Origin of the sequence: Pseudomonas asiatica (assembly GCF_040214835.1) — a bacterium.
Classification (GTDB): Bacteria; Pseudomonadota; Gammaproteobacteria; order Pseudomonadales; family Pseudomonadaceae; genus Aquipseudomonas; species Aquipseudomonas putida_Z.
In genome coordinates this window covers 1,582,383-1,596,279 of record NZ_CP157874.1, presented here as the reverse complement: position 1 = coordinate 1,596,279, position 13,897 = coordinate 1,582,383, and the positions used below count along the sequence as shown (strand labels likewise).

At 63.5% G+C, this 13,897-nt stretch carries 10 protein-coding genes and 1 pseudogene; 7 read left to right on the top strand and 4 right to left on the bottom strand.

Features of this window, described 5'->3' with window-relative positions; genetic code table 11:
* Positions 1–136: 136 nt before the first annotated feature.
* Positions 137–2,353, bottom strand: a complete 2,217-nt coding sequence (locus ABNP31_RS07255; RefSeq protein WP_085664999.1) for a DNA internalization-related competence protein ComEC/Rec2 — start codon at positions 2,351–2,353, stop codon at positions 137–139.
* A 142-nt stretch (positions 2,354–2,495) separates the two neighbouring features.
* Between ABNP31_RS07255 and ABNP31_RS07250 the strand changes: the two are divergent.
* Positions 2,496–3,002 (top strand): annotated as a pseudogene (locus ABNP31_RS07250) (DUF2062 domain-containing protein); the annotation flags it as partial.
* A gap of 9 nt (positions 3,003–3,011) precedes the next feature.
* On the opposite strand, the gene ABNP31_RS07245 reads toward ABNP31_RS07250, so the two are convergent.
* From ABNP31_RS07245 to ABNP31_RS07235, 3 genes are all read right to left on the bottom strand, one after another.
* A complete protein-coding gene (locus ABNP31_RS07245) occupies positions 3,012–3,791 on the bottom strand; it encodes an ABC transporter permease (RefSeq protein WP_003260104.1) in 780 nt (259 codons plus the stop codon).
* Positions 3,788–4,720 carry an ABC transporter ATP-binding protein gene (locus tag ABNP31_RS07240; protein WP_046617069.1) on the bottom strand — a complete coding sequence of 311 codons (933 nt, stop codon included), beginning with the start codon at positions 4,718–4,720 and terminating at the stop codon, positions 3,788–3,790. The genes ABNP31_RS07245 and ABNP31_RS07240 overlap by 4 nt, the downstream gene beginning before the upstream one ends.
* 144 nt (positions 4,721–4,864) lie before the next feature.
* On the bottom strand, positions 4,865–5,488 hold the full coding sequence (locus tag ABNP31_RS07235) for a glutathione S-transferase (protein WP_085664916.1): 624 nt from the start codon (positions 5,486–5,488) through the stop codon (positions 4,865–4,867).
* Between the two features lie 285 nt (positions 5,489–5,773).
* Between ABNP31_RS07235 and ABNP31_RS07230 the strand changes: the two genes are divergently transcribed.
* From ABNP31_RS07230 to ABNP31_RS07205, 6 genes are all read left to right on the top strand, one after another.
* A complete protein-coding gene (locus tag ABNP31_RS07230) occupies positions 5,774–8,221 on the top strand; it encodes an acyl-CoA dehydrogenase (RefSeq protein ID WP_085664915.1) in 2,448 nt (815 codons plus the stop codon).
* A gap of 79 nt (positions 8,222–8,300) precedes the next feature.
* Complete coding sequence (locus tag ABNP31_RS07225) at positions 8,301–8,699, top strand: PA2817 family protein (protein WP_085664914.1); 399 nt, start codon at positions 8,301–8,303, stop codon at positions 8,697–8,699.
* A 190-nt stretch (positions 8,700–8,889) separates the two neighbouring features.
* On the top strand, positions 8,890–9,420 hold the full coding sequence (locus ABNP31_RS07220; protein WP_085664913.1) for a fimbrial protein: 531 nt from the start codon (positions 8,890–8,892) through the stop codon (positions 9,418–9,420).
* A 61-nt stretch (positions 9,421–9,481) separates the two neighbouring features.
* Complete coding sequence (locus ABNP31_RS07215) at positions 9,482–10,219, top strand: fimbrial biogenesis chaperone (protein WP_085618152.1); 738 nt, start codon at positions 9,482–9,484, stop codon at positions 10,217–10,219.
* A gap of 24 nt (positions 10,220–10,243) precedes the next feature.
* Entirely contained in the window at positions 10,244–12,742 is a 2,499-nt protein-coding gene (locus ABNP31_RS07210) for a fimbria/pilus outer membrane usher protein (protein ID WP_238067429.1), read from the top strand.
* Between the two features lie 66 nt (positions 12,743–12,808).
* The gene (locus tag ABNP31_RS07205) at positions 12,809–13,888 is read left to right on the top strand and encodes a fimbrial protein (protein WP_085664911.1); all 1,080 of its coding nucleotides are present in this window, start codon (positions 12,809–12,811) and stop codon (positions 13,886–13,888) included.
* The last annotated feature ends 9 nt before the right edge of the window (positions 13,889–13,897 follow it).

The following is a 13,897-nucleotide window of genomic DNA, read 5'->3' as shown; positions in this document are numbered from 1 at the left end:
ATCTCCAGTTAGATCCCCCAGTGAAAGCTTAAGCTTTCACTGGGGAGTCCTGGGAGGACCATTTCATTAGGTACTGCACTCAACCTGAGGATGGTACAAAACCTGTGGGAGCGGGTTCACCCGCGAAAGGGCCAGCTCAGCCACCGCCCGCATCCCTCCAGAAACGCCTCTGTCGGCGCACACTCTCGACCTCCCCCTGCCTCCCCAACACCAACCGCAGCGCCCCCTGCACCGCTGTGTCATGCATCACCACCCCATGCCGCCGATAACGTTCGACCACCTGCGCATGCGGGTGCCCGAAGCTGTTGTTGCGCCCCCGTGAAATCAGTACCCCGCGCGGTGCCGTGGCGCGTATGAAGGCCTCGCTGGACGAACTGCGGCTGCCATGGTGCGGCGACTGCAGCCAGTCGATCCGCGGCGATTCTGTAGCCGCAAGCCAGGCCCGTTCGGCACCGGCTTCCATATCTCCCGCCAGCAACAACCGCTCACCCTGCGCCTCGACCAGCAACACACAGGAACGGTCATTGCTGCTCTGCCCATCAGCCCAGCGCCACAGCGAAAAGCGCACGCCATCCCACGTCCACTGGTCGCCACTGACACAAGGCTGCAGTTGCATGTCATCCAGCACTTCGCCGCCGATCACCCGTTCGACCGGCAGGCCACGCATGATTGCGCCAGCACCACCGGCGTGGTCGGCATGGGCGTGGCTGACCAGCACCAGGTCCAGGCTGCCCACCCCCAGCTTGCGCAAGGTCGGCAACACCACCCGCTCGCCCAGGTCGCTCTCCCCCCTGGCCGGCCCGGCGTCGTACAGCAGGTCGTGATGCCGGGTGCGCAACAGCACCGCCAGCCCCTGGCCGACGTCCAGCTGCCAGACCTCGACCTGGCCGAACGGCACCGTCTCCCGGGGTACCCACAGCGCCAGCAGCATCACGCCACCCAACCCGCGCAGTGGGACGCCACGGGGCATCAAAACCAGCAGCGTACCCAGGCACACCAGCAGCCAGGCCCACAATGGCAGAACTGCTGGCAGCCACGCCGACTGCTGTTGCGCCACCAACTCCAGCAGCCGGAAAAGCACATCGAGCAGACCACCCGCCAGCCAGAGCAGCGCCTCCCCCACCCCGCCCAGCGGCAGCAGCAAGGTCCCCAGCAACGCCAACGGCAGTACCGCCAGGCTGACCCAAGGCACCGCAACAAGGTTGGCCAGCGGCGCACTCAGGCTCACGGGCAAGCCCGTAGCCAGCAGCACCGGCAACAAACCGATGGCAATCACCCATTGCGCCCGCGTCCAGGCCTGCCAGGGCCGCCAGCCGCCCAGGCGGGCACTGAAGCAATAGCCAAGCGTGGCCACGGCCGCGAACGACAGCCAGAACCCGGGCAGCAGCGCGGCCAACGGCTCCACCAGCAGCACGGCAACCAGCGCCAGCAGCAACGGCAAGGTCGCATCGAGGTGGCGAAAGCGCAGGCGCCAGAGCAACACCACGGCCAGCATCAGGCAGGCACGCTGCACCGGTACACCGCCACCAGCCAACCAACCGTAGGCCAGTGCCGCAGCCATGGCCAGGCCACACGCCCAGGGCAGCCAGGGCAACCGAGCGGGCCACAGCCCCCAACGCGCCAGCCCGGCAACCAGGCCATACAGCAAGCCGGCAACCAGGCCGATGTGCTGGCCAGAGATCACCAGCAGGTGCACCGTGCCGGTGGCCTGCAACGTTTGCCAGTCCTCCCGGGCCAGGCCTGCCCCGTCGCCAAGCACCAGCGCCACCAACGCTGCCTGCCGGCCATTGGCGTCCACTGCCAGCAGGCGCTGGCGCAGCGTGTCGCGCCAGCCGCCGACAACCGGCGCCAGCAACTGCCCGGCCTTGACCGTACCGGTCGCACCGACCCGCCGCGCCAGCAATTGCGCCTCACGGTCCGGCCCATGCGGGTTGAGCAGCCCGGCCGGGCGCTGCAAGGTCACCGCCAGCCGCCACTGCTCGCCGGCGCGCAGCGGCGGGCCGTCGAACCAGCTCAGTTGCAGGCGCTGCGGCAGCTCTGCCCGCCGCGAGCGGGCCGCGTCCAGCTCGAAACGCACACCCTGCGCAGTCCGGGTCGGCAGGCCGACCACCTGGCCCTCAAGCCACAAGGTGCGGCCATCCAGCCCTGGGGCCAGGCGGTCATCCAGGGCCTGCTGCGCAGACCAGCAAGCCCAACACAGGCCCAACAGAAAACAGCCCAGCGGCCACAGCCGGGTGAACAGGCCGAGGCCACCGACTACAGCCAGCAGCACCAGCCATCCGACCGATGGCAATGCGGGGAGAAAGCCCAGGCACAACAGCCCGAGCGCGAGCGCAAACATCCCTGTGCGCATGAAGTAGAGCTCCAGAAGCGAAATCACCTTCTGAGGCATAGCCCAATTGCCGGCAGCGCTTGCTCAACAATTGTCACAAACTCTAAACGAGGCTGAGCGGGAATCAGGGCATACTGCCCGGATCAACGCTCCGGGAGCCTACATGCCGCGCCGACTTTTCAAACGCTACATGCCGGACCCGACCAGTATTCGGGAACACAAGTCCTTACGCTTTTTCGGCAAGTTGCTGCATGACCCGAACCTCTGGCACCTGAACCGCCATTCGGTGGCGAGGGCCATGGGCGTTGGCCTGTTCGCGGCGCTGATCCCGATGCCGGCGCAGATGCTGCTGGCCGCCGCGCTGGCCATTCCGCTGCGCGGCAACCTGCCGATCGCGGTCAGCCTGGTATGGCTGACCAACCCGCTGACCATGCCACCGGTGTTCTTCGTCACCTACATGACCGGCGCCTGGCTGATGCAGGTACCGCCGCGCACCCTGCCCGACGAGCTGACTTTCCAGTGGATCACAGACCAGCTGTCGACGCTGTGGCAACCCTTCCTGCTCGGCTCGGTGGTGTGCGGTGTGGTGCTGGGCATCCTCGGCTACTTCACCACCATGCTCTACTGGCGCTGGTGGGTGGGCCGGCAGTGGCGTCTGCGCCAATGCCGGTGCAAGGCTTCAGGCACGCATGCCGCGGCCGCTGACCAGCAGGCGAACGCACACCAGGTAGAGCACCGCGGTGGCGACCAGCATGAAGGTAATCGCCGTGCCAATGCTGATATCCGACACCCCTAGGATGCCGTAGCGGAACGAGTTGACCATGTGCAGCACCGGGTTGGCCAACGACACGGTCTGCCAGAACGGCGGCAGCAGGTTGATCGAATAGAACACCCCGCCCAGGTAGGTCAGCGGCGTCAGTACGAAGGTCGGGATGATCGAGATATCGTCGAAGTTGCGCGCAAACACCGCGTTGACGAAGCCCAGCAGCGAGAAGATAGTGGCGGTCAGCAGCACCACGACCACGGTCACGCCCAGGTGGTGCACCTGCAGGTGGGTGAAGAACAGCGACAGGAAGGTCACGATCACGCCCACCGCCAGGCCACGCAGCACGCCACCCAGCACGTAACCGACGAGGATGGTGTGTGGCGATACCGGCGACACCATCAGCTCTTCGATGGAGCGCTGGAACTTGCTGCCGAAGAAGCTCGACACCACGTTGCCGTAGGAGTTGGTGATCACCGACATCATGATCAGCCCCGGCACGATGTACTCCATGTAGGTGAAGCCACCCATGTCGCCGATCTGCCGGCCGATCAGGTTGCCGAAGATGACGAAGTACAGGACCATGGTGATCGCTGGCGGCAGCAGGGTCTGCGGCCAGATACGCAGGAAGCGCCGCACTTCGCGGTAGACGATGGTGTTCAGGGCGACCCAGTTGGTGCGCAGTTCCACACTCATACGGCCACCTTCGACAGGTTTTTTTCCACCAGGGACACGAACAGCTCCTCGAGTCGGTTGGTCTTGTTGCGCAGGCTCTGCACCTCGATGTTCTGCAGCGCCAGCTGGCCGAACAGCGCAGTGATGCCAATGTCCTTGTCCACTTGCACTTCCAGGGTATGCGGGGTCAGCAGCCGGCACGGGTAGCCCTGCAGCACCGGTGCAGTGGCCAGGTCCTGCTTGATGTCGAGCACGAAGGTTTCGACATGCAGCTTGCCCAGCAACTGGCGCATGCTGGTGTTCTCGACGATGGTGCCGTGGTCGATGATGCCGATGTTACGGCACAGCTGCTCGGCCTCTTCCAGGTAGTGGGTGGTGAGGATGATTGTGATGCCCTTCTGGTTCAGCTCGGTGAGGAAGCTCCACATCGAACGACGCAGTTCGATGTCCACACCGGCGGTGGGCTCGTCGAGAATCAGCAGACGCGGCTCGTGGATCAGCGCGCGGGCAATCATCAGGCGGCGCTTCATGCCCCCCGACAGCGAACGCGACTGTACGTCACGCTTGTCCCACAGGCCGAGCTGGGTCAGGTACTGCTCGGCACGCTCCTTGGCCACCTTGGGCGGGATGCCGTAGTAACCGGCCTGGGTCACGACGATGTCGAAGGTTTTCTCGAACTGGTTGAAGTTGAACTCCTGCGGCACCACGCCCAGGCAGCGCTTGAGCGCCGACGGCTCGCGGTCCAGATCGTGGCCGAACACGTTGACCGTGCCGCTGGTCTTGTTGACCAGGGTGGAGAGGATGCCGATGGTGGTGGACTTGCCCGCGCCGTTGGGGCCGAGCAAGGCGAAGAAGTCGCCTTCGGCAACATCCAGATCGATACCCTTGAGGGCCTGGAAGCCGTTGCCGTAGGTCTTGGTCAGCTGTCGGATGGACAGGGCGGAACTCATAGCGGGTCACTTACCGAGAAAAAGGTGCAGGACACGCCAGGTAAAGGCACTGGCGCAGTGAGTGCGGTCAATGGTGCTTGGCCTGGCCGCACAAGTACAGTCATGTGTATTGATAATGACTATCGAAGTAGCCGTGGTGTTCGATCAGGTCAGCGCAGTCATTACCGCTGCCTGGTACGCAGGGCGGGCCTTGAGGCGCTCGTACCAGGCCTCCAGGTGATGCATGGCCGGGCGCTCGATGGGCATTTCGAACCAGGCATAGATGAAGCTTCCCAATGGGATGTCGCCCATGCCGATCTGGTCACCGGAAAGGTACGGTTGTTTGGCCAGGGCTTCGTCGGCAATGGCCAGCAGCTGGGCGCATTGCTTGTGCGCAGCGTTGATCGCCACCCAGTCGCGCTGGTCTTCCGGGGTGCGCAACAGGCCCCAGAACAGTGGGCGGAACGGCGTGGCGAAGGACGAGGTGGTCCAGTCCATCCACTTGTCCGCCAGGGCGCGCTGACGCGGGTCGTCCAGGTACCAGCCCTGCTCCGCACCGTACTCGGCGCACAGGTAGCGAACGATGGTGTTGGATTCCCACAGGGTCAGGTCGCCGTCTTCCAGCATCGGCACCAGGCCGTTGGGGTTGCGCGCACGGTAGTGCGGCTCGTTGACCACGCCGAAGGCGCCGCCGGCGTCGATCGACTCGAAATCCAGGCCCAACTCGTGGGCGACCCACAGCGCCTTGCGCACATTGCTCGAATTCTTGCGGCCCCAGATCTTCAGCATGGCAACGTCCTTATGAATGCGGAGGTGGTGCAGTCTACTCCAGACTTTCGTCGCCTGTACCGGCCTCTTCGCGGGTAAACCCGCTCCCACAGGGTTCTGCGCCATACCTGAGAGTGATGCAGTACCTGTGGGAGCGGGTTCACCCGCGAAGAGGCCGGTACAGACAAGCAATGCCCTGAAACTCCCACCGCCATACCCTGTCACTGTTCTGACCCGGCCGTTCGCAGCGTTGCGTCTAAGCTGTCTGGGACGGCTTACCCCCCCTGGTTCCAAGGAGGACCGATTATGTTGCTGTTGTGGTTGGTAGTGCTGGTGATCGGCGCGGCGTACCTCACGCACCGGCGCCTGGCGCCCTTGCAGATTCTCGGCATCATGGCCGCTTATGTGCTGCTGATGGGCATTTTCAGCAGCGCTCCCGGCTGGCTGCTGACCCTGCTCTGGATAGTGCTGGCACTGAAAGTCGCCCTGGTGGCGCTGCCGGAATGGCGCCGCAAGGTATTCACAGGCCCCGTGTTCAAGTGGTTCCAGCGCACCCTGCCGCCAATGTCGCAAACCGAGCGCGAGGCGATCGACGCCGGCACCGTATGGTGGGACGGCGAACTGTTCAGCGGCCGTCCAGATTGGCGCACCCTGCTCGCCTACCCGGCGCCGAAGCTGAGCGAAGAAGAACAGGCCTTCATCGATGGCCCGACGGAACAGCTCTGCGCCATGGTCAGCGACTGGCAGATCGGCCAGGACATGGACCTGCCGCCCGAAGCCTGGGCACATATCAAGCAGAATGGCTTCTTCGCCCTGATCATCCCCAGGGAATACGGCGGCAAAGGCTTTTCAGCCTACGCCCACTCCCAGGTGGCGATGAAACTGGCCACCCGCAGCGGCGACCTGGCTTCCACCGTGATGGTGCCCAACTCGCTCGGGCCGGCCGAACTGCTGCTGCATTACGGTACCGACGAACAACGCAACCACTACCTGCCACGCCTGGCGCGTGGCGATGAAATCCCCTGCTTCGCCCTCACCGGCCCGCTGGCCGGCTCCGACGCAGGCGCCATGCCTGACACCGGGGTGGTCTGCAAGGGGCAATGGAACGGCGAAGAGGTCATCGGCCTGCGCCTGAACTGGGAAAAACGCTATATCACCCTCGGGCCCGTCGCCACCCTGCTGGGCCTGGCGTTCAAGGCCTACGACCCGGACCACCTGCTCGGCGAGCAGGAAGAACTGGGTATCAGCCTGGCGCTGATCCCTACCGACACGCCCGGCGTCGAAATCGGCAAACGCCACCTGCCACTGGGCGCCGCGTTCATGAACGGCCCCAACAGCGGCAAGGACGTATTCGTGCCGCTGGATTTCCTCATCGGTGGCCAGGCCATGCTCGGCAAGGGCTGGATGATGCTGATGAACTGCCTGTCGGTAGGCCGCTCCATCTCCCTGCCGGCCGTGGGCACTGGCGCTGCCAAATACACCAGCCTGGTCACCGGCCAGTACGCCAACATCCGCGAACAGTTCAATGTTCCGCTGGCTGCCTTCGAAGGCATCCAGGAGTCGATGGCACGCATCGGCGGCAATGCCTGGCTGCTGGACAGCGCGCGGCTGCTGACCGCCAAGGCCGTGGACCTGGGCGAGAAGCCTTCGGTGCTGTCGGCGATCCTCAAGTACCACCTCACCGAGCGCGGCCGCGAATGCATCCAGCACGCCATGGATGTGCACGGTGGCAAGGCCATCATCATGGGGCCAAACAACTATCTGGGGCGCAACTGGCAAGGGGCGCCGATCTTCATCACCGTCGAAGGCGCCAACATCCTTTCGCGCAACCTGATGATCTTCGGCCAGGGCGCTATCCGCTGCCACCCGTTCGTGCTCAAGGAAATGGCCCTGGCCGGCCGCGAGGACCGCGATCAGGCATTGAGGGAATTCGATGACCTGTTGATGAAACACATCCTGTTCGCCGCGAGCAATGCGGCCAGCACGCTGGTGTTGAACCTCGGCCTGGGCCGCCTGGAGAGCGTACCGGGTGACGCCTTGAGCCAAGGTTACTTCCGGGCGCTCAACCGCCAGGCCGCGGCCTTCGCCCTGCTCGCTGACCTGTCGATGATGCTGCTGGGCGGTGCGCTGAAACGCCGCGAACGGCTGAGCGCAAGGCTGGGGGATGTACTGAGTTACCTGTACCTGGCCAGCGCTGCGCTCAAGCGCTATCACGACCTGGGCTCACCGGAACACATGCAGCCCTTGCTGCGCTGGGCGATGGAAGAAAGCCTGGGCCAGGCGGAAACGGCCCTGGACCGGCTGCTCGACAACTTCCCCAACCGCTTTGCCGGCTGTGCGTTGCGCGTGCTGGTGTTCCCCTTCGGCCGCCGCCACACCGGCCCAAGCGATGAACTGGATGCCGAAGTAGCGGCGTTGATCGGTCGCAGCAAGGGCGACCCAGCCCTGGAGGAGCTGCTCGCAGGTTGCTTCCGCCCGCAGGCCGATGGCGACCCGGTAGCGGCACTACAACGGGCCGCCGACTTGCTGGATGGGGCGGCCCCACTGCACAAGGCACTGCACCAAGCTATCAAGGAAGGCAAGGTTCAGCCTGCAACAGGGCAGTCGATAATCGATGCGGCAGTGGAAAGCGGTGCGCTACAGCCTGGTGAGGGGCAACGACTGCACGAGGCAGAGCACGCCCGCCGGGCGGTGATCGATGTGGATGCCTTCGACAAGACACAGTTGCTGCCCGAACCAGGCAAGGTACGCTGAGCCAAGGGGCCGTTTTGCGGCCCCTTCTGTAACCCGCGTATACTCCGCCCCCGTTTCAACCAACCCGAGGACCGCTCCCATGGCCAACCCCCACCTGGAATACCACCTGCAACTGCTCAACCACCTGCGTACCATCCTGGTGGCCCTGGGTGACGCCGAGCAGGTACCGGAGGAAAGCCACGCCCTGTTCCTCGAGCGCTTCGACGAGCTGCTGAGCCTGCTGCCGCAGGATCCTCTGGAAAGCCAGTACCTGGGCCAGGACCTGATCTGCCAGGTAATCCAGCGCTACCCGCAAATCGCACACCTGGTACCCCGTGACCTGCTGTGGTTCTTCGCGGGCGATTGCCTGCACTATATGCCCGACGAGGAACTGGACCTTTACCAGCGGCTGGAAGAGCGCCGTTACGAAGCGGAACAGAACAATGAACCCTTCGACTGGCACGCCGAGAAGCAGCTGTTGAACCCGGCCCGCCACTGACCTTGCCAAGCACCTGGCCGTGATTCGGCCGGGTGCCTGTCGAAGTTTCAACCTTAGCCAATTACTTCGCCCTACATCCCCTTCGCCCCCCTGTCCGTACGCTGTACCTCGTTTCAAGGATGCCTTGGCAACTTGAAGCGCTGCGTGCCCTGCACACAGCCAGCCAACCTTTCAATGTACGGATTGAACAATGAAAAAAACTCTTATGGTGCTTGCCCTGAGCCTGGCAAGCAGCACGGCCTTTGCTGCCACCGACAAGATCCTCTTCAAGGGGCATATCAACGGCGGTGGTACCTGCCCTATCGAAGTGGTTGAACCGGGCATGGGTGGTCTGGGCTGGGTAGACCTCGGCGTATACCCGGTCAAGTACTTCGCCTCTAACACGTCCACCACCGATGTCGCATTCGCCCTGCGAGTCGAGGTAGATGGCACTTGCGCCTTTAATCCTGGCGACGTAGCCACTGTGAAATTCGACTCGCTGAACGGCGATGATCCCACGGGCAAGTACTACGGGATTCGCACTGACGGAGCCGACGGTCTGGCTCTGGAGATCAAGGACGAGGATGGCACGTCGATCCCTCCACGAACAGACTCCAAGGAATACCCTCTGGCTTCAACCGGCACTACCGACATGAAATTCTATGCCTCGTTGATCAAGACCGGCACCGTGACCGACGGCGCAGCCAACGCAGATTTGAACTTCGTGGTCGCTCTGCCTTGATGCCCTTCCAGGTGCCCCAGTGCACCTGGATCCTTCGCTCACCCTCACCTGGTCATCTTCCATGTTCCCCGTCACCCGCACCTCGACGCTGCTGGGCGGCTGCCTGCTGCTGCTGGCCTGCCTGCTGAACAGCGCCCATGCCGCCCTCACCATCAGCAGCACACGCATCATCTACGAAAGTAGCCAGCGCAGTGCCTCGGTGGTAGTTGCCAACCCCAGCCAGCGCCCCTTTGCCGCCCAGGCCTGGGTCAATACCCAGGCCGATGACACCACCACCGCCGTACCGTTCATGACAGCCCCGGCCTTGTTCCGGCTGGGGGCCGGCAAGGAGCAATCGGTGCAGATCAGCGGCCTGCCCAACGACCTGCCACAAGACCGCGAATCGCTGTTCTTCTTCAACCTGCAGGAGATCCCTCAGGCCATCGACGGGCAGCGCAATGCGCTGAACATTGCCCTGCGCACTCGCATCAAGCTGTTCTACCGGCCGGCCACTTTGCAAGGCGACCCGGTTCACCAGCTCAAGCAATTGCACCTCGCCAGGACCCTGCGCGAGGGCCACCCGCACCTGACGCTGCACAACCCCACGCCCTACCACTACACCTTCAGCCGCCTGGACCTGGTCAAGGGCAAACAGGAAAAAGCCCTACCCGGTGCGGACATGGTGCCACCCATGTCCGAGCTCAGCTATCCGCTGCCAGCCGAAATCGACAGCGCCGGCCTACAGGCCATCGTAGCGGTGATCACTGACTACGGCAGCACCAGCAAACCGCTGACCCTGCCCGTGCACGACACCCCCTGACCCACGGCCTTCGAAGGACTTCCCATGATCCTGCAACCCTCCGGGTGCAGGCGTTTTCGCCTGCGCCACGTTTGCCCGATGGTCATCTGCCTGTCGACCGGCACGGTGCTGGCAACCCCCTTTCCTGCGGCGCAGCCCGAGTTCGACGCAAGCTTCCTCTACCTGTCGCCCGGGCAGCCACGGGCAAATGCTGCCCATGCCCTGCATGGGTTGGCCGAGCAAAAGGCACTGCCACCTGGACGCTATCCAGTGCAGGTGCTGGTCAACCTGGCGCCGGCGGGTGTACGCGAACTGACGTTCGAAGCGGCCCCTGGCGATGAGCAGTTGCGACCGTGCCTTGGCCCTGGCCTGATGGGCGAGCTAGGGCTGCGCCTGGATGCCATCGCCGACCCAGCGGCACTTGAAAACACCTGCCTGGACTTACCCACCCTGGTACCCGGTGCGCTTGTCGACTTCGATGCCAGCCGACTGCAACTTGCCATCTCCATCCCGCAAATCGCATTGCGTCGGGACATGGCAGGCCAGGTGGACCCGGCACGTTGGGAACACGGCATCCCGGCCGCATTCGTCAGCTACCAGGCTTCCATGCAGCAAAGCGACCACCGCAGGAGCGGCAGCCAGAACACTCAGGACCTCTACCTCAACAGCGGCGTAAACCTGGCAGGCTGGCGACTGCGCAGCAACCAGGCCTGGCGCCGTGACGAAGAGGGTCGACAAACCTGGAGCCGTGCCTATACCTATGCCCAGCATGATCTGCCCGGCACCTGGGGCAATATCACCCTGGGCGAAACCTTTACCAGCAGCGATGTGTTCCGCGGCGTGCCGGTCACCGGTATGCGCCTGGCCTCCGATATCGACATGCTGCCCGACGCGATGCGCAGCTATGCCCCCACCTTGCGTGGTGTAGCGCAAACGCGTGCCAAACTCGAGGTTTGGCAAAACGGCTACCCGATCTACTCGACCTACGTAAGCCCCGGCCCCTACGTGATCGACGACCTGAACGTAGGCGCCAGCGGCGAACTGGAGGTGGTACTCACCGAAGCCGACGGCCAGGTGCGGCGATTCATCCAGCCTTTCGCCAGCATCACCAACCTGCTGCGCCCCGGAGTCTGGCGCTACAGCACCACCCTGGGCCGCTACAACGCGGCATACGGCAACCAGGACCCATTGCTCTGGCAGGGCACCATGGCCCTGGGCATGGCGTGGAATGCCACCTTGTATGGTGGGCTGATGGCAAGCGAAGGCTACACCGCCGAAGCCATAGGCATCGCCCGCGACCTGGGGGCAATCGGGGCTCTTTCGTTCGACATCACCCATGCCCGCAGCGACCTCTCGCCGGTCGAGCCACATATTGCCCAAGGCATGAGCTACAGCGCCAGATACAGCAAGGCATTCAACAGCGGTACACACTTGCGCTTTGCCGGCTACCGATACTCCACCCAAGGCTATCGCGACTTCGACGAGTGGATCAGCCAACGCAGCAGTGATCGCCTGTTCCTCGGTAGCCGCCGCAGCCGCCTGGAAGGCTCGATCAACCAGCGCATCGGCGAACGCAGCACGCTCAGCCTGACCCTGTCGCAACAGGATTACTGGCAACGCAGCGACAGCCAACGCCAGTTCCAGCTCAACTTCACCACCTCGCACAACGGCATCAGCTACAGCCTGCATGGTTCACAATCGTTGACCCAACACGGCACTGGCAGCGACCGACAGTTCGGCCTCAGCGTTTCGGTTCCACTGGAATTCGGCCGCGGCAGCAGCTTCAGCCTCGACCTGCAGCACTCCGCTCATGGCACGTCGCAACGTGCATCCCTGCACAGCCAGGTCGAGAGCCTGAGCTACAACGCCTCGGTCGCCTCCAGCGAGCAACAGCAGCAAAGCGCCGCGTTGTCCCTGGCATACCAGGCGCCCCAGGCAACCCTGGGAGCCGGCCTGTCGGCGTCGGACGATTACCGTAGCCTGTCGTTGAACATGAACGGCGCTGCGTTGCTGCACAGCGATGGTATAGCGCTCGGGCCTTACCTGGGGGAGACCATCGGCCTGGTGCATGTGCCCGACATCGCCGAGGTGGGGCTGCAGAACCACAGCGCCAGCCGAACCAATGCCAATGGCTACGCACTGATTCCACACTTGCGCCCATACCGGCTCAATCAACTGGTGCTGGATACCAACCAGCTGGACCCGGACGTCGAAATCGTCAACGCGACCGCCGAGGTCGTCCCACGCCGCGGCGCAGTGATCAAAAGCGGGTTCGAAGCCCGCCGGGCCAACCGGGTGGTACTCAGCCTTACCAGCAACGAGCAACTGCCATTGCCTTTCGGCAGCCAGCTTCATGATGCCGACGGCAACGTGCTGGGCATTGTCGGCCCGGCTGGCCGCGCCATGCTGTCGCTTGCCGATGGCCTGCAGCTGCTGGAAGCACGCTGGGGCGAAGCGCCAGATGAGCGTTGCCGCTTCGAGCTGGATCCACAAGCCATTCCACAAAACCAAGGCTATCGCCTGCAGTCCCTGACCTGTGAATGACCTGACAAACCCTTCCCAATTATTGAACGCGCGCCCACAAAAGGCGCGCGACATCAGGAAATACCAATGAAACGCCTCCTGCCCCTGGCGCTACCCGTCATGCTTTTCGCCAGCTATCAAGCCCACGCAGGTGACAGTTGCACCTGGAGCGCGGGCACCCAGCCAATGAATATCATCCGGGTACTCTCCGGCGTGATGCATGTACCCCTCAACGCCGCCCCAGGTGACGTCATCGGTACGCCAAACCAACCGGAATTCACCCTGTCCCAACCAAGGTCGGAACTGCATTGTTACAACGATGGCGACGTGCTCTGGCGCTTCGACATGAACGCTCGCTCCATCTTTCCCGGCCCGCTACCACCTGTGGCGGGTGAACCTTCCGACGGCTACATACTGAATACCAATATCGACGGAATCGGCGCACGCATCCGCCTCGATCGGCCTTTCACCGGCACCGACCCCGCCTACTTCATGCCCGAAAGTGGCCCTGGCAAACCATTGATCCCGATGCGCTCGACTTACCAGTTCAACAACACCTTGGTTGGTTACAAGATGTCCACTCTGCGCAACGAGGTAACCTTGGTCAAGACCGGGGACATTGAGCCTGGCCTGCACACAGTCGACGCCGAACTGTTCACCGGGCATTTCGACGCAACAGGGCTGGGACTGGTGCTGCGCTACCGGTTGCAGGCCAATGTACTGCAAACCCAGTGTAGCCTGATCGGTGACCCGGTCAGCGCAAACCCGGTGGACTTGCAGGAGTGGGACAAGTCACACTTCGTCGCCAAAGGCACCACGACTTCGATCATTCCGTTCTCCATCACCTTGAGCGACTGCAAGACAGACCCTGGCGGCCTGACCAAGGCCACCATCGAACTCGACCCCGTCGATGGATCTATGCCGGTACCCGGGCTGGAGGGGGTGTTCAGCCTCACTTCTGACTCTACCGCTGAAGGTGTCGGTATCCAGATACTGAAAGATGACAACTCCCCTCTACCCTTGCAACGCGAGGTAGAGCTCCAAGCGATCCGGGATGGCAACACGATCCTGAACTTTGGCGCACGGTTCTACCAGACCGAGGACGCAAGCGCAGTTCGCGCCGGCGAGGCGAAGGGGGCCTTGAAATTCACCATGCGCTACCGCTGACCGCCAGCA